We start from the raw sequence: 26,579 nt of genomic DNA, 5'->3' as shown, positions 1-26,579 counted from the left end.
TGGTTAGTTTATGCACTCCGGCTTGTCGGAGCCGGCGGTCAGGATCGGCGACGGCGCGGGGACCCTGGGGTCGGTCGCCACCGCGCCGGCGGTGGACACCTTGGCGGGCATGACCGTCTCGCCGCCGGACAGGCCCGAGCCCGGACCGCTGTAGTCGTTGGCCAGCACCACCCGGACCGCACCCGGCGCCAGCGAGGCGTCGGCGATCACCGGCAACCCGCCCAACTCCTTGGAGACCTCCTTGGCCCCCAGGTCGTCGCTCTTGGCGGCGCGCACCTGGCTGGCCTTCACGTGCCCACCGTCGTTGTTGCCCACCGTGCCGGCGGCAAACCCCTTGGCGCTCAACACATCTGATACGGCCGCGGCCAGCCCGTTGATGTCGGTGTCATTGACGACGCTGGCCGTGGTCTTCGCCGGCGTGTACGCGATCTCCTCGGTCTTGCCCTGTTCCTGATCGTGCAGCAGGCCACCCACCCACTCGGCGACCTGATGCGGGTCCAGCCGCACCACGCTCTGCATGCCGTCGTCGCTCCAGCCGGCACCGTCGAGCACCGGAATGGTGGCGAAGGCGACGTTGCCGCCGGCCAGCTTCTGCATCTGCTGCACGAAATCCATGACGTCCCAACCGGCCGAGATCACCACCGAGCGCTGGACGGCGGACTCCAGCCGCTTGACCGTGGTGGGGCTGGACAGCGTCTGGCCGGAGATGACCCGGTGGGCCAGCGAGGCCATCACCACCTGCTGGCGCACCACCCGGTCCAGGTCTCCGCGCGGCAGTTCGTGGCGCTGACGCACGAAGCTGAGCGCCTCGGGGCCGCTGAGTCGTTGCTGGCCGGCCGGGAAGTCGGCACCCGAAAGCGGTTCGAACACCGGCTCTTTGAGGCACACGTCGACGCCGCCGAGGGCGTCGGTGATCAGTGAGAAGCCGAGCAGGCCGATCTCGGCGTAGTGGTCGACGGTGACGCCGGTGAGGTCGGCGACCGTCTTGATCAGCGCCTCGCGACCGGCCTCGGTGCCCTGCGCGGCGGCCTCGGTGGGGGAGGCGCCGGCCTTGACCAGGGCGGTGCGCTTGGCCTCCCGGGTCTGGCCGTAAACGCCGTTGATCTTGGTCTTGCCCAGCCCCGGGGCGGCGACGTAGGAGTCGCGCGGGATCGAGATCGCGGTGGCCGACTTCCCGTTGTTGGGGATGCGGATCAGGATGATCGTGTCGGTGTTGGTGGCTTCCTCGTCGCCGGCTTTCAGCGTGTCCAGTTCCTCCTGCGACAAGGGATTGCCGTGCGCGTCGGTGCGGCTGTCCATGCCGACCAGCAGGATGTCGATCGCGCCGTCGTCGCCACCCTTGCCTAACGAGGGCGCGGACATGTGAAAGATCCCGTCTTCGAAGGACCGGACGTTGCTCCACGCGATCCCGGTGCCGACGACGACCGCGAGCGTCAGCGCGGTGGCAATCACACGAACCACACGTTGCACAGGCATCCCACTACATTACTTGCGACACAGTGGCTTCACTGGTAGCCAGCGCCCGCGCGCCCCGGGCTTGGTTCCAGCCTTCTCGGGCCATGCCAGACTGAAAACCATGTCAGGCAGGATTGTGATCGCCGGTGCCGGTGGCCAGCTGGGCGGCTATTTGACCTCGCTGACCGCGAGTCAGGGCCGTGACGCGCTGGCGCTGACGTCGTCGCAGTGGGACATCACCGACCCCGCGGCGGCCGAGCGGATCGTGCGGCGTCGGGACGTGGTGATCAACTGCGCGGCCTACACCGACGTCGATGGCGCGGAAACCGACGAGGCGGGCGCGTTCGCGGTCAACGAAGCCGGACCCGCGCACATCGCCCGCGCCTGCGCGCGGGCCGGCGCGCAGCTGGTCCACGTCTCCACCGACTACGTGTTCAACGGCGACTTCGGCGGCGCACCGCCGCGGCCCTACGAGCCCACCGATCAGACCGCGCCGCAGAGTGTGTACGCACGCAGCAAGGCCGCGGGGGAGCGGGCCGTGCTCGCGGCGCTGCCGGAGGCGGTCGTGGTCCGCACCGCCTGGGTCTATACCGGCGGCACGGGCAAGGACTTCGTCGCCGTCATGCGCCGGCTGGCCGCCGGCGACGGCCCGGTGGACGTGGTCGACGACCAGACCGGCTCGCCGACCTACGTCGGCGACCTGGCCGCCGCGCTGCTGCAGATCGTCGACGATCGCACGCCCGGCCCGATCCTGCACGCCGCCAACGAGGGCGCCTGCTCGCGGTTCGAGCAGGCCCGCGCGGTCTTCGAGGAATGCGGCGCCGACCCGGAGCGGGTGCGGCCCGTCACCACCGATCACTTCCCCCGCCCCGCACCCCGGCCCGTCTACTCCGCGTTGTCGAGCGGCCAGTCCGTCGCGGCGGGGATGCGGCCGCTGCGGCCTTGGCGCCCCGCGCTTGCCGCGGCGCTGGCCGCCGCCGATAACGGGGCCGCCGCCGATCGACCGTTACCCTCTACGCGTGACTGACGTCCTGCCGGTCGTGACCGTGACCTACTCGCCGGGTCCGCACCTGGAACGCTTCCTGGCTTCCCTGTCGCTGGCCACGGAGCGAGAGGTGTGCGTGCTGCTGGCCGACAACGGCTCCACCGACGGCACCCCGGAGGCGGCCGTCGACCGCTATCCCAACGTGCGGCTGTTCCACACCGGCGCCAACCTCGGCTACGGGACCGCGGTGAATCGCGCCGTGGCGCAACTGGATCCCGAGGACGACTGGGTGATCGTCGCCAACCCGGACGTGCAGTGGGGCCCGGGCAGCATCGACGAACTGCTGGAGGCCGCGTCGCGCTGGCCGCGCGCCGGCGCGCTGGGCCCGTTGGTCCGCGAGCCGGACGGATCGGTGTATCCGTCGGCGCGGCACCTGCCCAGCCTGATCCGCGGCGGCATGCACGCGGTGGTCGGGCCGTTGTGGAAGAGCAACCCGTGGTCGGCGGCGTACCGCCAGGAGCGGCTGGAGCCCAGCGAGCGCCCGGTGGGCTGGCTGTCGGGGTCGTGCCTGCTGGTGCGGCGGTCGGCGTTCGGCCAGATCGGCGGGTTCGACGAGCGCTACTTCATGTATATGGAGGACGTCGACCTGGGCGACCGCCTCGGCAAGGCCGGCTGGCTGTCGGTGTATGTGCCGTCGGCGGAGGTGCTGCATCACAAGGGCCACTCCACCGGCTCGGACCCAGCCAGCCACCTGGCCGCGCACCACAGGAGCACGTACATGTTTCTGGCCGACCGGCATTCCGGTTGGTTGCGCGCTCCGCTGCGCTGGACGCTGCGCGCCTCGCTGATGGTGCGGTCGCGCCTGATGGTGCGCAGTGCGTTGCGCGCGTCCGGGCGGCGGAAACTCCTAGAAGGGCGACACTGAGGTGGGAACTCCAGACGTCGATGTGGTGATCCTGGTCGGCGGCAAGGGCACCCGGCTGCGGCCGCTGACCCTGTCGGCGCCCAAGCCGATGCTGCCCACCGCGGGACTGCCGTTCCTCACGCACCTGCTCTCGCGGGTCGCGGCGGCCGGCATCGACCACGTCATCCTGAGCACCTCGTATCAGGCGGCGGTGTTCGAGGCCGAGTTCGGTGACGGCTCCAAGCTGGGTCTGCAGATCGAGTACGTCACCGAGGAGCGGCCCTTGGGCACCGGCGGCGGCATCGCCAACGTCGCCGGCCACCTGCGGCACGACACCGCGATGGTGTTCAACGGCGACGTGCTCTCCGGAGCCGACCTGGGCCAGATGCTCGACTTTCACTCGGCTCAGGACGCCGACGTCACGCTGCACCTGGTCCGGGTGGGCGACCCGCGCGCGTTCGGCTGCGTGACCACCGAGGAGGGCCGGGTGACCGCGTTCCTGGAGAAGACCCAGGACCCGCCGACCGACCAGATCAACGCCGGGTGCTACGTCTTCTCGCGCGCGGTGATCGACCGGATTCCGCGGGGCCGTGAGGTCTCGGTGGAACGCGAGGTATTCCCCGCGCTGCTGTCGGATCCCGACGTGAAGGTCTGCGGCTACGTCGACGCCAGCTATTGGCGAGACATGGGTACGCCGGAGGACTTCGTCCGCGGCTCGGCGGATCTGGTGCGCGGCATCGCGCCGTCGCCGGCGCTGCACGGCCACCGCGGCGAGCAGTTGGTGCACGACGGCGCGGCGGTGTCGCCGGGCGCGGTGCTGATCGGCGGCACGGTCGTCGGGCGGGGAGCCGAGATCGGCCCCGGCGTCCGGCTGGACGGCGCCGTGATCTTCGACGGCGTCAAGGTCGAGGCGGGCAGCGTGATCGAGCGTTCGATCATCGGCTTCGGCGCGCGCATCGGCCCGCGGGCGCTGGTCCGCGACGGCGTGATCGGCGACGGCGCCGACATCGGGGCGCGCTGCGAGTTGTTGCGCGGCGCCCGGGTGTGGCCCGGCGTGTCGATTCCCGACGGCGGGATCCGCTACTCGTCCGACGTCTAGGCGGCGCCTCACCCCGCCGAGCGTCACGCCAGCGTGGCGTTCGACCCCGGCGGCCACGCTAGCGTGACGTTCGCGTGGCCCGGGCGACCAAGTAGGCGAGCGCGTAGTCCGTCCCGTCGGGCAGCGCGTCGGCGGGCCACCACCGCAAGTCGTCGGACTCGTCGCTGATCGCGATCTGCGCGCCGGCCAGGGCGTGCGCGACGAACTGCAGATCCAGATGGCGGGTCGGCACGCCCAGCGAGCAGGTCACCGGGTGCACGTGCAGCGCGGCCAGGCGGGGTTCGATGCGCAGCGTGTCGATCCCGGACTCCTCGGCGGCCTCGCGCAGGGCGGCGGCGAGGACGTCGGCGTCGTCATCGTCGCAGTGGCCGCCCAGCTGCACCCATCGGCCGAGGCGGGGATGCAACGTCAGCAGCACCTTGCTGCCGGAGTGGTCGAGAACCAGCGTCGAGGCGGTCACGTGCCCCGGCACGCATTCGCGCCGACACGCATCGCTGCGGGCGTGCACGAACGCCAACACCGCGTGGCGCAACGAATCCTGGGCCGGGTCGGGTGGCTCCCAATCCGACAGCATCGCGATCGCCGACTCCCGAACGCTCATCGCACCCCGCCGATCCCGCAACGACACCCTGGGCCCAGTATCACTTGCGGATCAGCAGATCACCGGGGTCCGGGACATCGCGCGGCCCGGCCGGTTCGGCGGCATAGCCGATGGCGATGGCGCCCAACGGCTCCCAGTCGGCGGGCAGCCCGAGCTCGGCGCGCACCAGGTCGGCGGCGAAGATCGTCGAGCCGATCCAGCAGCTGCCCAGCCCGCGCACGGCGAGTGCGACCAGCAGGGCCTGCACGGCCGCGCCGACCGCAACCGTGAACATGGTGTGCTCGGCGGCGGTGCGGGCGGCGTCGGGATAAGAGTGGGCGCCGTCGGGCACCAGGATCGGGATGACGACTTCCGGCGCGTCGTAGAGGATCTGGCCGCGCGCCACCCGCCGGTCGATCGAGTCGGCGGGCCGGCCGTCACCGGCGAGGTCCGCGCGCCACTTGTCCTTCATGCGATCCAGTAGCCGGGTCCGGGTGGCCGGGGTCTGTAGCCAGACGAACCGCACCGGGCGGGTGTGGTGGGGCGCCGGCGCGGTCAGCGCCTCGGCGACGGCGGCTTCCAACAAATCCGCCGGCACCGGCTCGGCGCTGAACCGGCGCACCGATCGCCGTAGCAGCTGCGCCTCGCGGCGGCCCGCCTCGAGGGCTTCGGCGGTGCCGAGCCAGAACAGGTCTTCGGTGCCCGGCCGCAACAACTGCCGCGCGGTCGAGCCGTCGTCGGTCACGGACATGCCCCGCACCACCGCCACCGGCATCGCGGTCAGTTTGCCCTTGACCAGATCGGCGGCGGCGGCGACCTCGTCCGCCACCGCCACCTCGGTGACCAGCAGCTCGTTGCCGTGCTGGTCGACGGCCCCCGAATAGCCGTGCAGCACAGCCAGACCCGCCGCGCCCACGGCCGCGTCGGTCTGGCCGTTGCGCCAGGCGCGGCCCATCGTGTCGGTGATGACCACGGCGACGTCGACCCCGAGGCGCCGGCGCAGCGCGGCCCGCAGCGCCGCGGCGCTGCCGTCCGGGTCGACCGGCAGCAGCGCCAGTTCGTCGCGCCCGACGTTGGATCCGTCCACGCCCGCGGCGGCCTGCACCAGGCCGATCCGGTTCTCGGTGATCAGGGTTCGGCCCTTGCGGGCCAGCACTCGGACGGCTTCGTCGTCGACCAGTTTGCGCCTCAACCGATCGCGCTGTTCGGGATCCTGCGGCGCCGGCACCAGCCGGCCCTCGCACTTGGACACCGCCTTGCTGGTGACGACGACGATGTCGCCGTCGCGCAGCCACGGGGCCGCCGCGGCGACGGCCGCGCCAAGATCGTCGCCGGGCCGGAATTCGGGCAGCCCGGCGACGGGCAGGATTTCGATGGCGGCGGCGGCGCCGTGCTCGCCGGCGGTCGTCATGGCGTCACCCCCGCCAGGTCGAGCCCGGCCCTGACCATCTCGGCCGTCGCCTTCGGGTCGGTCATCACCAGCGGCACCGAGCGCACCTCGACGGCGTCGATGTCGGCGCGATCGTCTTCGCTCACCAGCCAGCCGTCCAGGATGCCGGTGTCGCGGCGCGCGCCGTAGTGCCGGGCGACCGCCTCGGCGGTGGAGTCGACCCCGATCACCGACAGGCAGGCATCGGCCATGCCGCGCAAAGGCTTTCCACCGATGATCGGCGAGTAGCCGACGATCGGGGCGCGTGCGGCGCGCAACGCGCCGCGAATGCCGGGCACGGCCAGGATGGCGCCGACGCTCACCACCGGGTTGGACGGCGCCAGCAGGATGACGTCCGCGTCCGCGATGGCCGCTGTGGCATCGATTGTGGCGGCCGCCTTTTCGGCGCCCACGAAGGCGAAGCTGTGCGTGGGCACCTGGGCCCGGTACCGCACCCACCACTCCTGGAAGTGAATGGCCCGCCGGCTGCCGTCGTCGGGATCGGTTATCACGACGTGGGTCTCGCACCGGTCGTCGCTGGCGGGCAACAGCCGCGCGCCGGGCTGCCAGCGGTCGCACAGCGCGGTGGTGATCTGCGACAGGGGGTAGCCGGCGTTGAGCATCTGGGTGCGCACCAGGTGGGTACCCAGGTCGCGGTCGCCGAGCCCGAACCAATCCGGCTGCACCCCGTAGCGCGCCAATTCCTCTTTGGCGTGCCAGGTTTCGTTTCGGTGCCCCCACCCTCGCTCCGGATCTACACCTCCACCTAAGGTGTACATGCAGGTGTCCAAATCGGGGCAGATTCGCAGTCCGTGTATCCAGGCGTCATCGCCAATGTTGACGATCGCCGTCAGCTCGTGACTGTCGGCCTCCGTGTCCGGGCGCCGTTGCGGTTGAAACTGACCGAGCCCGAACAACTGTTGAACCCCCAGCAGGAAGCGGGCGCCGCCAACCCCACCGACCAGAACGGTGACCTTCACATTGCACGACAGTACTGCCCGGCGGCGGCGCTGTGGTGGGCCCACCGGGGGTGCCTCAAAGTTGCGGTTCCCCACCGGTTGTGGGCAACTCCTGAGGAAGTTGAGGGCACTGTGATCGACACGCCGAAGGCCCAAAACAACAGAAACGCCGAAATTCGATCACGAGATGGTATGGAAATGCGCCGAAGTGCTTGACCCGGCAGGTCAACCCGTGTCTAATCACAACAGTGTCATTTCCCGGTTGGCCGGCCGACTCCGGTGTCGCAGACCGAGATTCGATCACTTGTTCGAATTGTCTGTACATCAGAACAGTGGGAAACCAATCACTCTCTCTCAATCAAGCTGAGGAGGCGGACGACCGTATGTCTTACGAAACTTTTCAAGGCGCCATGGCGAGCACGCCGCACACCGACATCGACCCGGCACTGGACCGCCCCGCTCGGCCGCATCTGACCGTGGTTCCTGATGCGCCAATCGCATTCGAGCCCGAGCCCATGCCGGAGCCGGCCGCCGACCAATGGCAGGACCGCGCGCTGTGCGCCCAGACCGACCCCGAGGCCTTCTTCCCGGAGAAGGGTGGCTCCACCCGCGAGGCCAAGAAGATCTGCCTGGGGTGCGAGGTGCGTCATGAGTGCCTCGAGTACGCCCTCGAGCACGACGAGCGCTTCGGCATCTGGGGCGGTTTGTCCGAACGCGAGCGCCGCCGCCTCAAGCGCGGCATCATCTGACGCACGCTGATCGCAACGCGCGCTGAGCGTTAAGCCGCCAGCACTCACGCGCAAGCAGCAGTTATTCGTCGTCGATCGTCGGATCGATGACCGACGGCTCGACGTCGAGGTAGATCGCGACCTGGGCCACCAGGATTTCGTGCAGCAGGTCGCCGAGTTCGACGGTGTCTTTGGCCCGTCGCTCAATTGGCTTGCGGAACAACACAATTCGCGCCCGCGTGGAGTTGCCGCGGATGTCGACGCCGGCCGGGATCAACCGCGCCAGCGGGATCGGCCCGTCGGCGATCACCTCGGGTGGCCACTGCACACTGTCGGGATCCTTGGCCGAGATGCGCGGAATCTCGTCGACGGCCACGTCGAGTTCGGCCAGCCGATCCTGCCAGCTTCGCTCGATGGGTTCGTAGGCCTCCAGCACGGCCATGTCGAACCGCTCGGCGCGGCTGCGCCACCCCGGCACGGACGGGGGCAACAGCGGGCCGCGCATATCGCGGCCCCTGCGGAAGAGTCGGTGGGTCCCGGTCCGGCGCGGAGCCGGTCCGCCGGAGAACCGATCTCTTCGCGGGGAGCTGCGCGAATCACCCACGCGCCGATGGTAACGGTTGCACATCGAGGGCCGGCCGGTTGCGCGTGTCCGGCGCTTCGGCGACGTTTGCGCACGATAGCCTTTCGATCGTGAACGTTCCCCGTCGCTGTTGCCGGCCCGGGTGCCCGCACTACGCCGTGGCAACCCTGACGTTCGTCTACTCGGACTCGACGGCGGTCGTCGGTCCGTTGGCGACCGCGCGGGAACCGCATTCCTGGGATTTGTGCGTCAACCACGCCGGCCGGATCACCGCGCCCCGCGGGTGGGAGCTGGTGCGCCATGCCGGACCCCTCCTTTCGGAGCCCGCCCACCCCGACGAGGACGACCTGGTCGCCCTGGCCGACGCGGTGCGCGAGGGCGGCGATCGCGGCGCGCCCTACGCGGCGACCCCCGCGAACGGCTTCTCCGACGCGCACATCCATCACGGCGGATCTCAGGCCACCGCGCCCAGTAGCAGCCTGCTGGCACCGCCCGAGCATCGCTCCGGACGGCGCCGCGGACATCTGCGCGTGCTGCCCGATCCCAGCGACTAGCCCTGACGGTGGTGACCTCAGTTCTCCGTAGCCCGATAGGCTGACGCCAAGAGTTCACGTCGTCAGGAGTCCCGCATGTCTCGGCCCGCCGCGACTGTCCACCGTGTCGTCAAGGCATACGACGTGCGTGGGCTAGTCGGCGAAGAGCTCGACCAGTCGCTGGTCACCGATCTCGGCGCAGCGTTCGCCAAACTCATGCGCGGCGAGGGCGCCCGCCAGGTCGTCATCGGCCACGACATGCGGGACAGTTCGCCCGCGCTGGCGGCGGCGTTCGCCGCCGGGGTGCGGAGCCAGGGACTGGACGTGGTGCGCATCGGCCTGGCGTCCACCGATCAGCTCTACTTCGCCTCCGGACTGCTGGACTGCCCGGGCGCCATGTTCACCGCAAGCCACAACCCGGCGGCCTACAACGGCATCAAGCTGTGCCGTGCGGGGGCCAAACCGGTGGGCGCCGAGACCGGGCTGCGGCTGGTCGCCGACGACGTGATCGCCGGCGTCGACGCCTACGACGGGCAACCGGGAGACGCGAGCGATCGCGACGTGCTGGCCGACTACGGACAGTTCCTGCGGTCGCTGGTGGACACCTCCGGGCTGCGCCCGCTACGGGTGGCCGTGGACGCCGGCAACGGCATGGCCGGCCTCACCACGCCCGCCGTGCTCGGCCCGATCGGCTCGATCACGTTGGAGCCGTTGTACTTCGAGCTCGACGGCTCGTTTCCCAATCACGAGGCCAACCCGCTCGACCCCGCCAACCTGGAGGACCTGCGGGCGTTCGTGCGCGAGACCGGCGCCGACATCGGCCTGGCCTTCGACGGCGACGCCGATCGCTGCTTCGTCGTCGACGAACGCGGCAACCCCGTGTCGCCGTCGACCGTGACCAGCCTGGTGGCCGCCCGTGAGTTGAGCCGGGAGATCGGCGCGACGATCATCCACAACGTGATCACCTCGCGCGCGGTGCCCGAACTGGTCGCCGAGCGCGGCGGCACCCCGCTGCGGTCGCGGGTGGGGCACTCCTATATCAAGGCGTTGATGGCCGACACCGGCGCGATCTTCGGCGGCGAACATTCGGCGCACTACTACTTCCGCGACTTCTGGGGTGCCGACTCGGGGATGCTGGCCGCGCTGTACGTGCTGGCCGCCCTCGGCGAGCAGGACCGCCCGCTGTCGGAGTTGACCGCGGACTACCAGCGCTACGAATCGTCGGGCGAAATCAACTTCACCGTCGCCGACGCCGGGCAGTGCACGGAAGCGGTGCTCAAGTCGTTCGGCGCCCGGATTCACTCCCTCGATCATGTGGACGGGGTGACGGCCGACCTGGGCGACGGCAGCTGGTTCAACCTGCGCAGCTCCAACACCGAGCCGTTGCTGCGGCTGAACGTTGAGGCGCGCACGGTTGAGGACGTGGCCGCGGTGGTCGCCCAGATCAGTTCCGAAATCACGGCGGCCTCGGCGGGCGCGAAGGCCGCGCCGTGAACGCCACCCGGGCGATCGATCTGGAGGACACCGAGGGCCTGCTGGCCGCCGACCGCGACGGCCTGCTGCGCGCCGCTTCGTCGGCCGGTGCCCAGGTGCGTGCGGTCGCCGCCGCGGTCGACGAGGGTGCGCTGGCCCCGCTGGGTGCCGACGACCGTCCGCGCAGCGTCATCTGGGTCGCCGGGCGCGGCACCGCCGAGACGGCCGGGACGATGCTGGCCGCGACGATGGGTGGAACCGCTTCCCAGCCCTTCACTCTGGCCGGCGAGGCACCGCCGTGGGTGGGCCCGCTCGATGTGCTGGTCGTCGCGGGCGGCGATCCGGGCGATCCCGCGCTGGTCGCCGCGGCCGCCACGGGCTTGCGCCGCGGCGCGCGGGTGGTCGTGGCGGCGCCCTATGAGGGTCCGCTGCGGGACGCCACCGCCGGGGGAGCGGCCGTGCTGGCGCCCCGGCTCTGGGTTCCCGACGAGTTCGGCCTGTGCCGGTACCTGGCCGCCGGGCTCGCGCTGCTGCACGCCGTGGACCCCCGGCCCAAGGTCGACCTGGCGTTGCTCGCCGACGAGCTGGATGCCGAGGCGCTGCGCAACAGCGCCGCCCGCGAGCTGTTCACCAACCCGGCCAAGCTGCTGGCCGCGCGGATCGCCGAGCGCCAGGTGGTGCTGGCCGGCGACGGGGCCGCGACGCTCGCGCTGGCCCGGCACGGCAGCTCGGTGCTGCTGCGGGTCGCGAACCAGGTGACCCCGGCCGCCTGCCTCGCGGACGCGGTGGTCGCCTTGCGCGCGGGGGCGGCGGGCGGCTTCGAGGATCCCGACGCCGCGCTGTTCCACGACGAACAGATCGACGGACCGCTGCCGCAGCGATTGCGTGTGCTGGCCGTCGTCCTGGAGTCCGAGCAGACGGGTGTGGCCGCGCGGACGGCCGGGCTCGACGACGTGTACCTGCTCGCCGCCGAGGACGTGCCCGACGGGCCCGGCGGCTCGGCCGGCTACGGCGTTTCGCCGGCGCTGGGGGGACCCGGTAGCCCCGAGCAGCAACTGGCAGTATTGGCCGTCCGGCTGGAAATGGCCGCGGTTTATATGCGACTGGTGCGGGGATAGATACAACAGTGGAACTGCTTCGCGGGGCCTTGAGAACGTACGCCTGGGGTTCGCGTACCGCCATCGCCGAATTCACCGAGCGTCCGGTGCCGGCGGCGCATCCGGAGGCGGAGCTGTGGTTTGGGGCGCACCCGGGTGATCCGGCCTGGCTGGAAACCGACAGCGGCGAAATCACCTTGCTCGAGGCCCTGGTCGACGACCCGGAGGGCCAGCTCGGGCCGACGTCGCGGGCGCGCTTCGGCGACGTGCTGCCGTTTTTGGTCAAGGTGCTGGCCGCCGACGAGCCGCTGTCCCTGCAGGCGCACCCCAGCGCCGCGCAGGCGGCCGAGGGTTACCTGCGCGAGGAGCGGGTCGGCATTCCGCTGACCTCGCCGGTGCGCAACTACCGCGACACCTCGCACAAGCCCGAGCTGCTGGTGGCGCTGCACGCGTTCGAGGCGCTGGCCGGCTTCCGGCAGGCGTCGCGCACCGTCGAGCTGTTGCGGGCCCTGGCCGTCTCCGACCTGGACCCCTACATCGACCTGCTCAACGACCAGTCCGACGCCGACGGTCTGCGCGCGTTGTTCACCACCTGGATCACCGCGCCGCAGCCCGACATCGACGTGCTGGTGACCGCCGTGCTGGACGGCGCCATCGCGTACCTCAGCTCGGGCGCAACGGAATTCGCGGCCGAGGCCAAGACGGTGCTGGAGCTCGGCGAGCGCTATCCCGGCGACGCCGGTGTGCTGGCGGCGCTGCTGCTGAATCGCATCAGCCTGGCCCCGGGCGAGGCCATCTTCGTCTCCGCCGGCAACCTGCACACCTATCTGCGGGGTTTCGCGGTGGAGGTGATGGCCAACTCGGACAACGTGTTACGCGGCGGCCTGACCCCCAAGCACGTCGACGTGCCCGAGCTGCTGCGCGTGCTGGACTTCGCGCCCACCACCGAGGAGCAGCTGCGGCCGCGGATCCGCCGAGAGGGCTTCGGACTGATCTATGAGACACCGACCGACGAGTTCGCGGTCGCGCTGTTGGCGCTCGATGACGAGTACGTCGGCCATGAGGTGGACGCGACGTGCAGCCACGACGGCCCGCAGATCCTGTTGTGCAGCCAGGGTTCCACGACCGTCCATGGCAAATCCGGTTCGCTGACGTTGAAGCGGGGGATGGCCGCCTGGGTGGCGGCCGACGACGCCCCGATCCGGCTCGAGGCGCACGAACCGACCAAGCTGTTCAGGGCGACGGTTGGGCTGTGAGCCGGCGCCGCCGGTTGGCGGCTTCGCGCCGCTCGCCTAACCAGAGCCGCAGGTTGTGCGCCATCGCGCGGCCGATGATCCGCGGCGGCGGGACCATATAGAGGCTGTCGAGCAGCGAGAATCGCCGCAAGAACCATTCCGCCAGAACGGGTTCGGTCTCCGCGGCGCCCAGAAACTGATCGAACAGCGCGCCTGAGGGCCGCCACCACCAGGGGATCGGCTTCTTGGAGCCGGCGTGGTGGAAGGTGACGTCGCCGATCGCGTTCATCGTCCACACCGGGAAAGTGCTCTTGGCGGTGGCGCGGTTCAGCTCCGCGGCGACTTGATGGTCCGGGAATCGCAGCGCGCGGCGCAGATGCCCGGCCTGCAGCGAGGTCATCGTCATGCCCTGCCCGAAGGTCGGATTGAAGCTGGCCACCGCGTCGCCGAAGGCGACGATGCCGGCGGGCAGGCGGTCCAGTTTGTCGTAGCGGCGCCACTTGCTGGCCGGGAAGGCGTGAAATGCCGGATCGCCCAGCGGCTCGGCCCGCGTCAGCGCCGCATTGAAATGGTCCGGGAGCAGCCGCCGCGCCAGCGCGAGCATCTCGGGAAAGGTCCGCGGCGGCTTCGCATTGGCCACGCCGAAGGTGGTCAGTACCCAGGTGCCGTCCTCGTAGCAGAGCATGCCCAACCCCAGCGACATGTCATGCGAGGCGCCGGCGACCACCACCTTCTCCGCGATCAGCCCGTCGGGGATGCGGAATCGCTGGGTGGCGTAGTGAATGCCGATGTCCAGCTCCTGTTCGATCGGGCGCTCGAAACCCCATTCCGCCAGCCACGCCGGCAGCCGGGTGCCCCGGCCGGCCGCGTCGACGACCAGATCCGCGGCCACGAATTCGGGGTCCGTGCTTTCGGAGTCGGCCGGATCCAGCAGCACGCCGGTCACCCGCTGTCGCGCGCGGTCGAACCGCGGCTCGGCCACCGAGCGCCGCGCCAGGTCGACGTTGTCGATGCCGCGGACCCGTTGTCGCAACTGCCATTCCAGATGCGGGCGGCTGGGCACGTAGGCGGTGAACTCATCGCGCAGCGTGTGCCCGGTACCCAGCACGTGGCCCGCGGCGCCGAGGTGGATGCAATCGGGCCGGTTCTCCAGTTTGGGCACCCCGGCGCTCACCATGTCGTCGAGCAGGCCCGGGAAAAGGCCCTCGAATTCGATCGCCCCGCGCGCCATCAGCATGTGCAGGTGCCGGTCTTGAGGAACCGTCGCCCGGTTCGCCGGGCCGTCCGGCAACTCGTCGCGCTCGTACACCGTCACCCGCGCGTACGAATCCGAAAGCACCCGAGCGGCGCACAGACCGGCGATGCTCCCCCCGATGACCACAGCATGATCCCTGGCCGCTGCTCCGCTATCCGGCATTTGCCGAGAGTACCCAGTACTGTGACGGACCAACGGCTCCCAGCGCTGGGAAAGGGCGAATGCATGGCCAATCGATGGCGGACCAAATCGATCGAGCAATCCATCGCCGACACAGACGAGCCGGACACCAAGCTGCGCAAGGACCTGACCTGGCGCGACCTGGTGGTGTTCGGCGTCGCGGTGGTGATCGGCGCTGGCATCTTCACGGTCACCGCGTCGACGACCGGCGACATCACCGGGCCGGCCATCTGGGTGTCGTTCGTGATCGCGGCGGGCACCTGCGCGCTGGCCGCGCTGTGCTACGCGGAGTTCGCCTCAATGCTGCCGGTGGCGGGCAGCGCCTACACCTTTTCCTACGCCACCTTCGGGGAGTTCCTGGCCTGGATCATCGGCTGGAATCTGGTGCTGGAACTGGCGATCGGCGCCGCGGTGGTGGCCAAGGGCTGGTCGAGCTATCTGGGCACCGTCTTCGGATTCGCCGGCGGCACCGCGAAATTCGGCTCGACCCAGGTCGACTGGGGGGCACTGGTGATCGTCGCGGGGGTGGCCACCCTGATCGCGTTGGGCACCAAGTTGTCATCGAGGTTCTCGGCGGTGATCACCGCGATCAAGGTGTCGGTGGTGATCTTCGTCGTGGTGGTCGGTGTCTTCTACATCAAGCGCGCCAACTACTCGCCGTTCATCCCGAAGGCCGAGGCGGGCCGTGACGCCAAGGGCATCGACCAGTCCGTCCTGTCGTTGCTGACCGGCGCGCACGGCAGCCACTACGGCTGGTATGGCGTGCTGGCCGGCGCGTCGATCGTCTTCTTCGCGTTCATCGGGTTCGACATCGTCGCCACCATGGCCGAGGAGACCAAGAATCCGCAGCGCGATGTGCCGCGGGGAATCCTGGCGTCGCTGGGCATCGTCACCCTGCTCTACGTCGCCGTCGCCGTCGTGCTGTCCGGCATGGTCTCCTACACCCAGCTCAAGACGGTCAAGGGCCGCGGGCAGGCGAACCTGGCCACCGCCTTCACCGCGAACGGCATCCACTGGGCGAGCAAGATCATCTCCATCGGCGCGCTGGCGGGACTGACCACCGTGGTGATGGTGCTGATGCTCGGCCAGTGCCGGGTCCTGTTCGCGATGGCGCGCGACGGGCTGCTGCCGCGGTCGCTGGCCAAGACCGGCACGCACGGCACTCCGGTACGGATCACCGTGCTGGTCGCCGTGGTGGTGGCCGTGACGGCGTCGGTGTTTCCCATCACCAAGCTCGAGGAGATGGTGAACGTCGGAACGCTGTTCGCCTTCGTCCTGGTCTCGGCCGGCGTGATGGTGCTGCGCCGGACGCGACCGGATCTGGAGCGCGGTTTCAAGGCGCCGTGGGTGCCGTTGCTTCCGATCGCCTCGATCGCCGCGTGTGCGTGGCTGATGCTCAACCTCACGGCGCTCACCTGGGTCCGGTTCGGCGTCTGGTTGGCCGTCGGCACGGCCATTTACGCCGGATACGGCTACCGGCACTCGGTGCTGGGCCGTCGTGAGGAAGGGGAGACGGAACGCAGCGACGCGCTCGAGGCCGACCCCCACACCCCGGTGCCCTAGGCCAGCGGCTTTACAAATTGACGTCTTTTGTCTAGACAGGAGACGCAAACGGCGGTATTGTCCAATCTCAACGTGGTGTGACTCACAAGGAGGTTTGGCATATGACCACATTCGAACCGCAACTGAGCAGGGATTCCGAGCCGCTGGCCTGGCGGGACAAGAAGCGCAGACTGTGGCTGATGGGGCTGATCGCCCCGACGGCGTTGTTCGCGATGCTGCCGCTCATCTGGGGTCTGAACCGGCTGGGCTGGCACGGCGCCGCGCAGGTGCCGCTGTGGATCGGGCCGATCCTGCTCTGGGTTCTGCTGCCGATCCTGGACCTGCGCTTCGGGCCCGACGGGCAGAACCCGCCCGACGAGGTCATGGAGCAGCTGGAGAACGACAAGTACTACCGCTACTGCACCTACATTTACGTCCCCTTCCAATACCTGAGCGTGATCTTCGGCGCCTACCTGTTCACCGCGTCGAACCTGAGCTGGCTGGGCTTCGACGGCGCCCTCGGCTGGGCCGGCAAGCTGGGACTGGCGCTCTCGGTCGGCGTGCTCGGCGGCGTCGGCATCAACACCGCCCACGAGATGGGCCACAAGAAGGACTCGCTGGAGCGCTGGCTGTCCAAGATCACCCTGGCGCAGACCTGGTACGGGCACTTCTACATCGAGCACAACCGGGGCCACCACGTCCGCGTCGCCACCCCGGAGGACCCCGCGTCGGCGCGCTTCGGCGAGACGTTCTGGGAGTTCTTGCCGCGCAGCGTGTTCGGCAGCCTGCGTTCGTCGCTGCGGCTCGAAGCGCAACGGATCCGCCGGCAGGGCTCCAGCCCGTGGCACCCCAAGACGTATCTGTCCAACGACGTCCTCAACGCCTGGCTGATGTCGGTGGTGCTGTGGGGAGTGCTGATCGCGATCTTCGGCCCGGCGCTGATCCCGTTCATGGTCATCCAGGCGGTCTTCGGCTTCAGCCTGCTGGAGTCGGTCAACTACCTGGAGCACTACGGCCTACTGCGGCAGAAGAATTCGAGCGGGCGCTACGAGCGCTGCACCCCCGCGCACAGCTGGAACTCCGACCACGTGGTGACCAATCTGTTCCTCTACCACCTGCAGCGGCACAGCGACCACCACGCCAACCCCACGCGGCGCTACCAGACGCTGCGCAGCATGGAGGGCGCGCCCAACCTGCCGAGCGGGTACGCGTCGATGATCTCGCTCACCTACTTCCCGCCGCTGTGGCGCAAGGTGATGGACCACCGGGTGCTGGCGCACTACGACGGCGACATCACCCGGATCAACGTGCAGCCGCGGTTGCGCGAGAAGCTGCTGGCCCGTCACGGGGTGACGGCATGACCGCCTATCGTTGCCCAGGCTGCGATTACACCTACGACGAAGCGAAAGGCGAACCGCGGGAAGGCTTTCGGCCGGGCACGCCGTTCGGTGAAATCCCCGAAGACTGGTGCTGCCCCGATTGCGCGGTGCGCGAGAAGGTCGATTTCGAAACTATAGGAGTGAACCGATGAGTGAGGACTACAAGCTTTTCGCCTGCGTGCAGTGCGGATTCGAGTACGACGAGGCCAAGGGCTGGCCGGAGGACGGCATCGCGCCCGGGACCCGGTGGGACGACATCCCCGAGGACTGGAGCTGCCCGGATTGCGGTGCCGCGAAGTCCGATTTCGTGATGGTGGAGATCGCCCGACCGTGATCGCAGCCACCGCCGCAGCGAAAGCCGCTATTGTCGCGCCTGTGAAGCGGATGCCGTACGCCGAGGCGTCGCGTGCCCTGCTGCGTGACTCGGTGCTCGATGCGATGCGGGATCTGTTGCTGACGCGGGACTGGTCGGCCATCACCCTGTCCGACGTGGCCCGCGCCGCCGGCATCAGCCGGCAGACGATCTACAACGAGTTCGGCTCCCGGCAGGGCCTGGCGCAGGGGTACGCCCTGCGCCTGGCCGATCGGCTGGTCGACGCCGTCGACGCCGCGCTGCAAGCCAACATCGGCGACATCTACGAGGCGTTTTTGCAGGGTTTCCGCGACCTGTTCACCGAGCTGGCGGCGGACCCCCTGGTGATCTCGCTGCTCACCGGGGTGGCCAAGCCGGACCTGCTGCAGCTCATCACCATCGGCAGCGCCCCCATCGTCAACCGCGCCTCCGAACGGTTGGCCACGGCGCTCACCCACAGCTGGGTGGCCGCCAGCGACGAGGACGCCGGCGTGCTGGCGCGTGCCATCGTGCGGCTGGCGCTGAGCTACGTGTCGATGCCGCCTGAGGCGGACCCGGGGGTGTCTCCCGCTCGCAGCGAAGACGTGGCCGCCGACCTGGCCCGGTTGATGACGCCGTTCGCGGAGCGTCACGGCGTCATCAACGTTCCCTGACCCGCACGGCGCGCGGACCCGCGACTACAGTGGCCCAAGAACATACCTAAGCTAATTACCGCTTGGATCCGAGCGAGCCTAAAAGGAAGACACGTTATGACGACGACCGAAAACGCACTCACCCCCGACGTTCGGAACGGCATCGATTTCAAGATCGCCGATCTGTCGTTGGCGGATTACGGTCGCCGGGACATCGAGCTCTCGGAGCAGGAGATGCCGGGTCTGATGTCGCTGCGCCGCGAGTACCACGACGTGCAGCCGCTCAAGGGCGCGCGCATCTCGGGTTCGCTGCACATGACCGTGCAGACCGCGGTGCTGATCGAGACCCTCGTCGCGCTGGGCGCCGAGGTGCGCTGGGCGTCCTGCAACATCTTCTCCACCCAGGACCACGCCGCCGCCGCGGTGGTCGTCGGGCCCCATGGCACCCCGGAGGAGCCCAAGGGCGTGCCGGTGTACGCGTGGAAGGGCGAGACGCTCGAGGAGTACTGGTGGGCGGCCGAGCAGGTGCTGACCTGGCCCGACGAGCCGGCCAACATGATCCTGGACGACGGCGGTGACGCCACCATGCTGGTGCTGCGCGGCGCGCAGTACGAGAAGGCCGGCGTGGTGCCGCCGGACGAGGAAGACGACTCGACCGAGCACCGGGTGTTCTTGAACCTGCTGCGCAAGCGGTTCGAGACCGACAAGGACAAGTGGACCAAGATCGCCGCGTCGATCAAGGGCGTCTCCGAGGAGACCACCACCGGCGTGCTGCGGCTCTACCAGTTCGCCGCCGCCGGCGACCTGGCATTCCCCGCGATCAACGTCAACGACTCGGTCACCAAGAGCAAGTTCGACAACAAGTACGGCTGCCGGCACTCGCTGATCGACGGAATCAACCGCGGCACCGACGTGCTGATCGGCGGCAAGAAGGTGCTGATCTGCGGCTACGGCGACGTCGGTAAGGGGTCCGCCGAGTCGGTCGCCGGGCAGGGCGCGCGGGTGACCGTCACCGAGATCGACCCGATCAACGCCCTGCAGGCGCTGATGGAGGGCTTCGACGTCAAGCGGGTGGAGGACGTGATCGGCGAGGCCGACATCGTCATCACCACGACCGGCAATAAGGACATCATCACCCTCGAGCACATGAAGGCGATGAAGGACAAGGCGATCCTGGGCAACATCGGCCACTTCGACAACGAGATCCAGGTGGCCCGGCTGGAGAAGTCCGGCGCCACCAAGACCAACATCCGCCCGCAGGTCGACCTGTGGACGTTTCCGGACACCGGCAAGTCGATCATCCTGCTGTCCGAGGGCCGGCTGCTGAACCTGGGTAACGCCACCGGCCACCCGTCGTTCGTGATGAGCAACAGCTTTTCCAACCAGGTCATCGCGCAGATCGAGCTGTGGACCAAGAACGACGAGTACGACAACGAGGTCTACCGGCTGCCCAAGCACTTGGACGAGAAGGTGGCGCGCATCCACGTGGAGGCGCTCGGCGGCGAACTGACCAAGCTCACCAAGGAGCAGGCCGAGTACATCGGCGTCGACGTCGACGGCCCCTACAAGGCCGACCACTACCGCTACTGAGCCGCCCGGCCGCCGTGCTGATCGCGATCGAAGGCATCGACGGCGCCGGCAAGCGCACGCTGACGGACAAGCTCCGCAACTTGTTCGAGGCGAACGGCAAGTCGGTCGCCATGCTGGCCTTCCCCCGTTACGGGCGATCGGTGACCGCCGACATCGCATCCGAGGCCCTGCACGGCGAGCACGGCGACCTCGCGTCGTCGGTTTATGCGATGGCGATGCTCTTCGCGCTGGACCGCGCCGGGGCGGTCGACGAAATCGGCGCGCTGCGCCGCGAGCACGACGTGGTGATCATGGATCGCTACGTCGCCTCCAACGCGGCATACACCGCGGCCCGCCTGCACCAGGATGCCGCCGGGCCGGCCGTGGAATGGATATACGCGCTGGAGTACCAGCGCCTCGGGCTGCCCGCGCCCGACTGGCAGGTGCTGCTCGCGGTGCCGGCCGAACTGGCCGGGCGGCGCGCCCGCGGCCGGGCCGAGGCCGATCCGGGCCGGGCGCGCGACAGCTACGAACGCGACGACGGGCTTCAGCAGCGCACCGGCGCGGTCTACGCCGAACTGGCCGCCGCGGGCTGGGGCGGCCGCTGGCGCAGCGTCGACGCGGACGTCGATCCGGGCCGGCTGGTTGCCGATTTGACCGCCAACTAGCACAGATTTGTCACGATTCGGCCGTTTCGAAGGAGAAACGCCCGTGTGGTGCCCGAGTTTTGTCCCGATCTGGTGACACCATGGACTCCATGAGGCAAAGGATTTTGGTCGTCGACGACGACGCTTCGCTAGCCGAGATGCTCACCATCGTGCTTCGTGGGGAGGGTTTCGACACTGCGGTCATCGGTGACGGTACCCAGGCCCTGACTGCGGTGCGCGAACTGCGCCCCGATCTGGTGTTGTTGGACCTGATGCTGCCCGGCATGAACGGCATCGACGTGTGCCGGGTGTTGCGCGCCGATTCCGGTGTGCCGATCGTGATGCTCACCGCCAAGACGGACACTGTCGACGTGGTCCTGGGCCTCGAGTCGGGTGCCGACGACTACATCATGAAGCCGTTCAAGCCCAAGGAGCTGGTGGCCCGGGTGCGGGCGCGGCTGCGGCGCAACGACGACGAGCCGGCCGAGATGCTGTCGATCGCCGACGTCGAGATCGATGTGCCGGCGCACAAGGTCACGCGCAACGGCGAGCAGATCTCCTTGACACCGCTGGAATTCGACCTGCTGGTGGCGTTGGCGCGCAAACCGCGGCAGGTGTTTACTCGTGATGTGCTGCTCGAACAGGTGTGGGGCTATCGTCACCCGGCGGATACCCGCTTGGTGAACGTGCACGTCCAGCGTCTGCGTGCCAAGGTCGAGAAAGACCCTGAGAACCCGACCGTTGTGTTGACCGTTCGAGGAGTGGGTTACAAGGCCGGACCTCCGTGACCCGCGCACTTCTAGAGCGCCGTAGGGGGCGCCGGCGGTGATCTGGGGCTCCCGGCGACGCACTCGGAGCCGCTGGGGGCGCTCCGGCCCCATGACTCGTGGCATGGGTACAGTGAGCCGGGCCGTGGCCATCGCTTGGCGGCGCTCGCTGCAGCTGCGGGTGGTGGCGCTGACGCTGGGGCTGTCCCTCGCGGTCATTTTGGCGCTCGGATTCGTATTGACCAGTCAGGTCACCAATCGCGTGCTCGACGTCAAGGTCAAGGCCGCCATCGAGCAGATCGAGCGGGCGCGCACCACCGTGGGCGGGATCGTCAACGGCGAAGAGGCGCGTTCGCTGGACAGCAGCCTGCAGCTGGCGCGCAACACGCTGACCTCCAAGACCGATCCGGCCTCGGGTGCGGGGCTGGCCGGCGCCTTCGACGCGGTGCTGATGGTGCCGGGTGACGGCCCGCGCGCGGCGACCACGGCCGGCCCCGTCGACCAGGTGCCCGGTTCGCTGCGCGGCTTCGTCAAGGCCGGGCAGGCGTCGTATCAGTACGCCGCCGTGCACACCGACGGCTTCTCCGGGCCGGCGCTGATCGTCGGCACGCCGGCGTCGTCTCAGGTGGCCAACCTGGAGCTGTACCTGATCTTCCCGCTGAAAAACGAGCAGGCCACCATCCAGCTGGTGCGCGGCACCATGATCACCGGCGGCGCGGTGCTGCTGGTGCTGCTGGCCGGCATCGCGCTGCTGGTGTCGCGGCAGGTGGTGGTGCCGGTGCGATCGGCGTCGCGCATCGCCGAACGTTTCGCCGAAGGCCATCTGTCCGAACGCATGCCGGTGCGCGGCGAGGACGACATGGCGCGGTTGGCCATGTCGTTCAACGACATGGCCGAGAGCCTGTCGCGCCAGATCACCCAGCTGGAGGAGTTCGGTAATCTGCAGCGTCGCTTCACCTCCGACGTGAGCCACGAACTGCGCACCCCGCTGACCACGGTGCGGATGGCCGCCGACCTGATCTATGACCACAGCGCCGACCTGGACCCGACGCTGGCGCGCTCCACTGAGCTGATGGTCAACGAGCTGGACCGGTTCGAGTCGCTGCTCAACGACCTGCTGGAAATCTCCCGGCACGACGCCGGTGTCGCCGAGCTGTCGGTCGAGGCCGTCGACCTGCGCACCACGGTGCAGAGCGCGCTGGGCAACGTCGGGCATCTGGCCGAAGAAGCCGGCATCGAACTGAAGGTGAATCTGCCGGCCGAAGAGGTGATCGCCGAGGTCGACACGCGCCGGGTGGAGCGCATCCTGCGCAACCTGATCGCCAATGCCATCGACCACGCCGAGCACAAGCCGGTCAAGATCCGGATGGCCGCCGACGAGGACACGGTCGCCGTCACCGTCCGCGACTACGGGGTGGGGCTGCGACCGGGCGAGGAGAAGCTGGTGTTCAGCCGGTTCTGGCGAGCCGACCCCTCGCGGGTGCGCCGCTCCGGCGGCACCGGGCTCGGCCTGGCCATCAGCATCGAGGACGCGCGCCTGCACCAGGGCAGGCTGGAGGCGTGGGGTGAACCGGGCGACGGTTCGTGCTTCCGGCTGACGCTGCCGTTGGTGCGCGGCCACAAGGTCACCACCAGCCCGTTGCCCATGAAGCCGATTCCGCAACCCGCCCCCACGGGGCCACAGCACGCCAAAGACCGTACGCGGCAACGAGAGCCGGCCGAGAGGACGTTGTGATGCGGCGGTTGTTGGGCCTGCTGATGCTGGCCATGCTGCTCGCCGGTTGTGCCGGGGTGCCCAGCTCGTCGGCGCCCCAGGCCATCGGCACCGTCGAGCGGCCCGCGCCGTCGAACCTGCCCAAGCCGACCCCGGGCATGGATCCCGACGTGCTGCTGCGCGAATTCTTCAAGGCCACAGCCGATCCCGCGAACCGGCATCTGGCTGCGCGGCAGTTCCTCACCCAGTCGGCGTCCAACGCCTGGGACGATGCCGGTAGCGCGCTGCTGATCGACCATGTGGTGTTCGTGGAAACCCGTGCGGCCGAACGTGTTTCGGCGACCATGCGGGCGGACATCCTCGGTTCGCTGTCCGACGTGGGAGTGTTCGAGACCGCCGAGGGTGTGCTGCCCGACCCCGGGCCGATCGAGTTGGTCAAGACCTCCGGCGGCTGGCGCATCGACCGGCTACCCAACGGAGTGTTTCTGGACTGGCAGCAGTTTCAGTCCACCTACAAACGCAACACGCTGTACTTCGACGACCCGACCGGCAAGACGGTGGTTCCCGACCCGCGCTACGTCGCGGTGCCCGACCACGACCAGTTGGCCACCGAGCTGATCTCCAAGATGATCGCCGGGCCGCGGCCCGAGATGGCGCACACGGTCCGCAACCTGCTCGCACCGCCCCTGCGGCTGCGCGGCCCGGTGACCCGGGCCGACGGCGGCAAGAACGGCATCGGGCGCGGTTACGGCGGTGCGCGCGTCGAACTGGAAAAGCTGTCCACCACCGATCCGCACAGCCGGCAATTGGTTGCGGCACAGATCATTTGGACCCTGGCCCGGGCCGACATCCGCGGACCGTATGTGATCAACGCCGACGGTGCGCCGCTGGACGACCGGTTCCGCGACGGGTGGACCACCTCCGACGTCGCCGCCACCGACCCCGGCGCGGCCGACGGCGCGGGAGCGGGGCTGCATGCCCTGGTGAACGGCTCACTGGTCGCGCTGGACGGCCAGCACACCACGATGGTGGCCGGCGCGTTCGGCCGCATGGGTGACCAGACCGGCGCGGCGCTCTCGCGCAGCGGCAGGCAGGTCGCGTCGGTGGTGACGCTGCATCGCGGTGCCCCGGATATGGCCGCGTCCCTGTGGATCGGTGATCTCGGCCAGGAGGCGGTGCAATCCGCCGACGGGCACACCCTGTCGCGGCCGACCTGGTCGCTGGACGACGTCGTCTGGGTGGTGGTCGACGGCAACAACGTGTTGCGGGCGATCCAGGAGCCGGCTTCCGGCCAACCCGCGCGCCTCCCGGTGGATTCGGTGGCGGTGGCCACCCGGTTCCCGGGACCGATCACCGACCTGCAGCTGTCCCGCGACAGCACCCGCGCCGCGATGGTGATCGGCGGCCAGGTGATTCTCGCCAGCGTCGAGCAGACCCAGGCCGGGCAGTACGCGTTGACCTTCCCTCGGCGGCTCGGTTTCGGGCTGGGCAATTCGGTGGTGTCGCTGTCGTGGCGCACCGGCGACGACATCGTGGTGACGCGTACCGACGCCGGCCATCCGGTGTCGTACGTGAACATCGACGGGGTGAACTCCGATGCGCCGCCGCACGGTTTGCAGATGCCGGTGACGACGGTGGCCGCCAATCCGTCGACGGCCTACGTCGCGGGTCCGCAAGGGGTGCTGCAGTATTCGCCGTCGGCCGACGGTCAGCAGGGCTGGTCGGACGTGCCTGGGCTGACGGTGCCCGGTGCGGCCCCGGTGCTGCCGGGCTAGCTGTCACACCCGGGCGGCACACTGACGCCATGCTCGACCTGTTCCTGCCGGCCGAATGCGGCGGCTGCGGGGCGCCGTCGACCCGCTGGTGCGACGCGTGCGCCGTCGAGTTGTCGGTGACCGCCGATCAGCCGCACGTGGTGAACCCGCGCATCGACCCCGAGGTCCCGGTGTTCGCGCTGGGCCGCTACGCCAACGCGCGCCGGCACGCGATCCTGGCGCTCAAGGAGCAGGGCCGCGCCGATCTTGTTCAACCGCTGGCGCGCGCGGTGGCCGTCGGGGTGCACCGGCTGCTGTCGTGGGGGATCGTCACGACCCCGCTGACCGTCGTGCCGGCACCGACCCGGCGTTCGGCCGCGCGCCGGCGCGGCGGTGACCCCGTCACCCGGCTGGCGCGCGCCGCGGTCGCGCGGCACCCCGACATCGCCGTCGCGCCGGCCCTGCGGCTCAGGGCGCTGACCCGCGACTCGGTGGGCCTGGGCACCACCGCGCGCGAGCGCAACATCGCCGGCCGGGTGGTGCTGCGCGGCGCACCGCCGCGCACCGAAGTCATGCTCGTCGACGACATCGTCACCACCGGCGCGACGGCGCGCGAATCGGTGCGGGTCCTGCAGGCCGCCGGGGTTCGGGTCGCCGCGGTCCTTGCGATCGCTATGGTCTGAATCTCCCGCGGCCGCGCACAACCCATGAACCAGCCAAGAGCTTGTGAAGAACATGCAACAGCTCGACCAAATTAGTGGCATCGGCAGGCGAACACGAGCTAACGTCGAAAACAACGAAGAACGACTCATCGGTCTGACTCATTGGTCGCGATTTTCCAGGTGAGACCCATCTGCGGAGGGGGTGAGTAATCGACACCTTGCTCCGGCGGGCAGCCTGCGGCGGTAGCCAGTCTCGAACCGCTCCCACCTCGTCGGCGCGTTAGGCAGCCAGGCACGCAGGGCGCGTGTGACGTGAAGAAGAGAAACGAGTTGTCACGTATGTCAAGGCTATCCGTGGATTCCGGTCAGATTCTGGACCAACCGCCCGTCACCGATGGGCAAGCCCCACCGACAACCACCGCCGACGTTGTGTTCAAGGGCCGCAACGTAGAGATCCCCGATCATTACCGTCTGTACGTCTCGCAAAAACTCGCCCGCCTCGAGCGGTTCGATCGCTCCATCTATCTCTTCGATGTCGAGCTCAAGCACGCGCCCAACCGGCGTCAGCGCAAGTCCTGTCAGCGCGTGGAGATCACCGCCCGTGGCCGCGGCCCGGTGACGCGGGCGGAGGCTTGCGCCAATAGTTTCTACGCCGCGTTCGAGTCCGCGGTCGACAAGCTGGAGAACCGGCTGCGCCGCGTCAAGGACCGCCGCAAGGTGCACTACGGCGATAAGACCCCGGTGTCATTGGCCGCCGCCACCGCGGTGCCGCCACCCGCGCCGCAGCACAGCGCGGCGCAGCCCCCGCCGGCCGAGCACGACGGCGTCGAGGCCGACCACGAGCCTGGGCGGATCGTGCGGACCAAGGAGCACCCGGCCACGCCAATGACGGTCGACGACGCCCTCTACGAGATGGAGCTCGTCGGGCACGACTTCTTCCTGTTCCACGACAAGCAGACCGAACGACCCTGCGTGGTCTACCGACGGCACGGCTACGACTACGGGCTGATCAGGCTCTCCTGAGCGGTGTCCTCGGGCGACGACCCGCGGCGCCCGGCGTTGCCGC

Annotated in this window: 26 protein-coding genes; 20 read left to right on the top strand and 6 right to left on the bottom strand. The window is 69.3% G+C overall.

Going from position 1 to position 26,579, the window contains the following annotated elements:
• Nucleotides 1–3: 3 nt before the first annotated feature.
• Nucleotides 4–1,476: an LCP family protein gene (locus tag AC5Y30_RS19525; RefSeq protein WP_499920348.1), complete on the bottom strand. Its 1,473-nt coding sequence runs from the start codon at nt 1,474–1,476 to the stop codon at nt 4–6.
• 100 nt (nt 1,477–1,576) lie between these two features.
• Here AC5Y30_RS19525 and rfbD point away from each other — a divergent pair, with 100 nt between their 5' ends.
• From rfbD to manB, 3 genes are read left to right on the top strand one after another with little or no spacing between them, the layout of a single operon-like run.
• Nucleotides 1,577–2,482 carry a dTDP-4-dehydrorhamnose reductase gene (gene rfbD, locus AC5Y30_RS19520; RefSeq protein WP_499920347.1) on the top strand — a complete coding sequence of 302 codons (906 nt, stop codon included), beginning with the start codon at nt 1,577–1,579 and terminating at the stop codon, nt 2,480–2,482.
• The gene (locus AC5Y30_RS19515) at nt 2,475–3,365 is read left to right on the top strand and encodes a glycosyltransferase family 2 protein (protein WP_499920345.1); all 891 of its coding nucleotides are present in this window, start codon (nt 2,475–2,477) and stop codon (nt 3,363–3,365) included. Before rfbD ends, AC5Y30_RS19515 begins: the two co-directional genes overlap by 8 nt.
• Nucleotide 3,366: 1 nt before the next feature.
• Nucleotides 3,367–4,443: a mannose-1-phosphate guanylyltransferase gene (gene manB / locus AC5Y30_RS19510; RefSeq protein WP_499920343.1), complete on the top strand. Its 1,077-nt coding sequence runs from the start codon at nt 3,367–3,369 to the stop codon at nt 4,441–4,443.
• A gap of 58 nt (nt 4,444–4,501) precedes the next feature.
• On the opposite strand, the gene AC5Y30_RS19505 is transcribed toward manB, so the two are convergent.
• The 3 genes from AC5Y30_RS19505 to cofD are packed head-to-tail and all read right to left on the bottom strand — an operon-like array spanning nt 4,502 to nt 7,432.
• Nucleotides 4,502–5,044: an NUDIX domain-containing protein gene (locus tag AC5Y30_RS19505; RefSeq protein WP_499920341.1), complete on the bottom strand. Its 543-nt coding sequence runs from the start codon at nt 5,042–5,044 to the stop codon at nt 4,502–4,504.
• Between the two features lie 40 nt (nt 5,045–5,084).
• A complete protein-coding gene (locus AC5Y30_RS19500; RefSeq protein ID WP_499920339.1) occupies nt 5,085–6,434 on the bottom strand; it encodes a coenzyme F420-0:L-glutamate ligase in 1,350 nt (449 codons plus the stop codon).
• Nucleotides 6,431–7,432, bottom strand: a complete 1,002-nt coding sequence (gene cofD / locus AC5Y30_RS19495; protein WP_499920338.1) for a 2-phospho-L-lactate transferase — start codon at nt 7,430–7,432, stop codon at nt 6,431–6,433. The genes AC5Y30_RS19500 and cofD overlap by 4 nt, the downstream gene beginning before the upstream one ends.
• A gap of 389 nt (nt 7,433–7,821) precedes the next feature.
• Here cofD and AC5Y30_RS19490 point away from each other — a divergent pair, with 389 nt between their 5' ends.
• Complete coding sequence (locus tag AC5Y30_RS19490) at nt 7,822–8,160, top strand: WhiB family transcriptional regulator (protein WP_066868492.1); 339 nt, start codon at nt 7,822–7,824, stop codon at nt 8,158–8,160.
• A 61-nt stretch (nt 8,161–8,221) separates the two neighbouring features.
• On the opposite strand, the gene AC5Y30_RS19485 is transcribed toward AC5Y30_RS19490, so the two are convergent.
• Complete coding sequence (locus AC5Y30_RS19485; protein WP_499920744.1) at nt 8,222–8,644, bottom strand: metallopeptidase family protein; 423 nt, start codon at nt 8,642–8,644, stop codon at nt 8,222–8,224.
• Nucleotides 8,645–8,832: 188 nt separating this feature from the next.
• On the opposite strand from AC5Y30_RS19485, the gene AC5Y30_RS19480 reads away from it, so the two are divergent.
• The 4 genes from AC5Y30_RS19480 to manA all read left to right on the top strand — a co-directional run bounded on the left by AC5Y30_RS19480 (nt 8,833) and on the right by manA (nt 13,081).
• Entirely contained in the window at nt 8,833–9,276 is a 444-nt protein-coding gene (locus AC5Y30_RS19480) for a DUF3499 domain-containing protein (RefSeq protein ID WP_499920337.1), read from the top strand.
• Nucleotides 9,277–9,351: 75 nt separating this feature from the next.
• A complete protein-coding gene (locus tag AC5Y30_RS19475) occupies nt 9,352–10,749 on the top strand; it encodes a phosphomannomutase/phosphoglucomutase (RefSeq protein WP_499920335.1) in 1,398 nt (465 codons plus the stop codon).
• Complete coding sequence (locus AC5Y30_RS19470) at nt 10,746–11,846, top strand: TobH protein (protein WP_499920334.1); 1,101 nt, start codon at nt 10,746–10,748, stop codon at nt 11,844–11,846. The genes AC5Y30_RS19475 and AC5Y30_RS19470 overlap by 4 nt, the downstream gene beginning before the upstream one ends.
• 8 nt (nt 11,847–11,854) lie before the next feature.
• Complete coding sequence (gene manA / locus AC5Y30_RS19465; protein ID WP_499920332.1) at nt 11,855–13,081, top strand: mannose-6-phosphate isomerase, class I; 1,227 nt, start codon at nt 11,855–11,857, stop codon at nt 13,079–13,081.
• Here the strand turns inward: manA and AC5Y30_RS19460 are convergent.
• The gene (locus AC5Y30_RS19460) at nt 13,059–14,441 is read right to left on the bottom strand and encodes an FAD-dependent oxidoreductase (protein WP_499920742.1); all 1,383 of its coding nucleotides are present in this window, start codon (nt 14,439–14,441) and stop codon (nt 13,059–13,061) included. The genes manA and AC5Y30_RS19460 overlap by 23 nt on opposite strands.
• 99 nt (nt 14,442–14,540) lie before the next feature.
• Between AC5Y30_RS19460 and AC5Y30_RS19455 the strand changes: the two genes are divergently transcribed.
• The 12 genes from AC5Y30_RS19455 to hpf all read left to right on the top strand — a co-directional run bounded on the left by AC5Y30_RS19455 (nt 14,541) and on the right by hpf (nt 26,536).
• Nucleotides 14,541–16,058, top strand: coding sequence for an APC family permease (locus AC5Y30_RS19455; protein ID WP_499920331.1), 1,518 nt, complete (start codon nt 14,541–14,543; stop codon nt 16,056–16,058).
• Between the two features lie 101 nt (nt 16,059–16,159).
• Nucleotides 16,160–17,398 carry an alkane 1-monooxygenase gene (locus tag AC5Y30_RS19450; RefSeq protein WP_499920329.1) on the top strand — a complete coding sequence of 413 codons (1,239 nt, stop codon included), beginning with the start codon at nt 16,160–16,162 and terminating at the stop codon, nt 17,396–17,398.
• Nucleotides 17,395–17,568: a rubredoxin gene (locus tag AC5Y30_RS19445; protein ID WP_499920327.1), complete on the top strand. Its 174-nt coding sequence runs from the start codon at nt 17,395–17,397 to the stop codon at nt 17,566–17,568. Before AC5Y30_RS19450 ends, AC5Y30_RS19445 begins: the two co-directional genes overlap by 4 nt.
• Nucleotides 17,565–17,750, top strand: a complete 186-nt coding sequence (locus tag AC5Y30_RS19440; RefSeq protein WP_499920326.1) for a rubredoxin — start codon at nt 17,565–17,567, stop codon at nt 17,748–17,750. The genes AC5Y30_RS19445 and AC5Y30_RS19440 overlap by 4 nt, the downstream gene beginning before the upstream one ends.
• A gap of 50 nt (nt 17,751–17,800) precedes the next feature.
• Nucleotides 17,801–18,421: a TetR family transcriptional regulator AlkX gene (alkX, locus tag AC5Y30_RS19435; RefSeq protein WP_499920740.1), complete on the top strand. Its 621-nt coding sequence runs from the start codon at nt 17,801–17,803 to the stop codon at nt 18,419–18,421.
• A 96-nt stretch (nt 18,422–18,517) separates the two neighbouring features.
• On the top strand, nt 18,518–19,990 hold the full coding sequence (ahcY, locus tag AC5Y30_RS19430) for an adenosylhomocysteinase (RefSeq protein WP_499920325.1): 1,473 nt from the start codon (nt 18,518–18,520) through the stop codon (nt 19,988–19,990).
• A 14-nt stretch (nt 19,991–20,004) separates the two neighbouring features.
• Nucleotides 20,005–20,637 carry a dTMP kinase gene (locus AC5Y30_RS19425; RefSeq protein WP_499920323.1) on the top strand — a complete coding sequence of 211 codons (633 nt, stop codon included), beginning with the start codon at nt 20,005–20,007 and terminating at the stop codon, nt 20,635–20,637.
• Nucleotides 20,638–20,717: 80 nt separating this feature from the next.
• Complete coding sequence (gene mtrA, locus AC5Y30_RS19420) at nt 20,718–21,404, top strand: two-component system response regulator MtrA (protein ID WP_007168097.1); 687 nt, start codon at nt 20,718–20,720, stop codon at nt 21,402–21,404.
• A 37-nt stretch (nt 21,405–21,441) separates the two neighbouring features.
• Complete coding sequence (mtrB, locus tag AC5Y30_RS19415; protein WP_499920321.1) at nt 21,442–23,118, top strand: MtrAB system histidine kinase MtrB; 1,677 nt, start codon at nt 21,442–21,444, stop codon at nt 23,116–23,118.
• Nucleotides 23,118–24,872, top strand: a complete 1,755-nt coding sequence (lpqB, locus tag AC5Y30_RS19410; protein ID WP_499920319.1) for an MtrAB system accessory lipoprotein LpqB — start codon at nt 23,118–23,120, stop codon at nt 24,870–24,872. The genes mtrB and lpqB overlap by 1 nt, the downstream gene beginning before the upstream one ends.
• A 29-nt stretch (nt 24,873–24,901) precedes the next feature.
• Complete coding sequence (locus AC5Y30_RS19405; protein WP_499920317.1) at nt 24,902–25,534, top strand: ComF family protein; 633 nt, start codon at nt 24,902–24,904, stop codon at nt 25,532–25,534.
• Between the two features lie 333 nt (nt 25,535–25,867).
• Nucleotides 25,868–26,536, top strand: a complete 669-nt coding sequence (hpf, locus tag AC5Y30_RS19400) for a ribosome hibernation-promoting factor, HPF/YfiA family (protein WP_499920738.1) — start codon at nt 25,868–25,870, stop codon at nt 26,534–26,536.
• The last annotated feature ends 43 nt before the right edge of the window (nt 26,537–26,579 follow it).

The organism is Mycobacterium sp. NGS27, from assembly GCF_059813005.1.
This window is presented reverse-complemented; position numbering and strand designations above follow the sequence as displayed.

What these genes read in the sequence shown, in the direction of transcription:
- AC5Y30_RS19525 (WP_499920348.1), bottom strand. Translation starts at nt 1,476, where the DNA reads ATGCCTGTGCAACGTGTGGTTCGTGTGATTGCCACCGCGCTGACGCTC.
- rfbD (WP_499920347.1), top strand. Translation starts at nt 1,577, where the DNA reads ATGTCAGGCAGGATTGTGATCGCCGGTGCCGGTGGCCAGCTGGGCGGC.
- AC5Y30_RS19505 (WP_499920341.1), bottom strand. Translation starts at nt 5,044, where the DNA reads ATGAGCGTTCGGGAGTCGGCGATCGCGATGCTGTCGGATTGGGAGCCA.
- AC5Y30_RS19500 (WP_499920339.1), bottom strand. Translation starts at nt 6,434, where the DNA reads ATGACGACCGCCGGCGAGCACGGCGCCGCCGCCGCCATCGAAATCCTG.
- AC5Y30_RS19490 (WP_066868492.1), top strand. Translation starts at nt 7,822, where the DNA reads ATGGCGAGCACGCCGCACACCGACATCGACCCGGCACTGGACCGCCCC.
- AC5Y30_RS19485 (WP_499920744.1), bottom strand. Translation starts at nt 8,644, where the DNA reads ATGCGCGGCCCGCTGTTGCCCCCGTCCGTGCCGGGGTGGCGCAGCCGC.
- AC5Y30_RS19475 (WP_499920335.1), top strand. Translation starts at nt 9,352, where the DNA reads ATGTCTCGGCCCGCCGCGACTGTCCACCGTGTCGTCAAGGCATACGAC.
- AC5Y30_RS19455 (WP_499920331.1), top strand. Translation starts at nt 14,541, where the DNA reads ATGGCCAATCGATGGCGGACCAAATCGATCGAGCAATCCATCGCCGAC.
- AC5Y30_RS19450 (WP_499920329.1), top strand. Translation starts at nt 16,160, where the DNA reads ATGACCACATTCGAACCGCAACTGAGCAGGGATTCCGAGCCGCTGGCC.
- AC5Y30_RS19445 (WP_499920327.1), top strand. Translation starts at nt 17,395, where the DNA reads ATGACCGCCTATCGTTGCCCAGGCTGCGATTACACCTACGACGAAGCG.
- AC5Y30_RS19440 (WP_499920326.1), top strand. Translation starts at nt 17,565, where the DNA reads ATGAGTGAGGACTACAAGCTTTTCGCCTGCGTGCAGTGCGGATTCGAG.
- alkX (WP_499920740.1), top strand. Translation starts at nt 17,801, where the DNA reads ATGCCGTACGCCGAGGCGTCGCGTGCCCTGCTGCGTGACTCGGTGCTC.
- ahcY (WP_499920325.1), top strand. Translation starts at nt 18,518, where the DNA reads ATGACGACGACCGAAAACGCACTCACCCCCGACGTTCGGAACGGCATC.
- mtrA (WP_007168097.1), top strand. Translation starts at nt 20,718, where the DNA reads ATGGACTCCATGAGGCAAAGGATTTTGGTCGTCGACGACGACGCTTCG.
- lpqB (WP_499920319.1), top strand. Translation starts at nt 23,118, where the DNA reads ATGCGGCGGTTGTTGGGCCTGCTGATGCTGGCCATGCTGCTCGCCGGT.
- AC5Y30_RS19405 (WP_499920317.1), top strand. Translation starts at nt 24,902, where the DNA reads ATGCTCGACCTGTTCCTGCCGGCCGAATGCGGCGGCTGCGGGGCGCCG.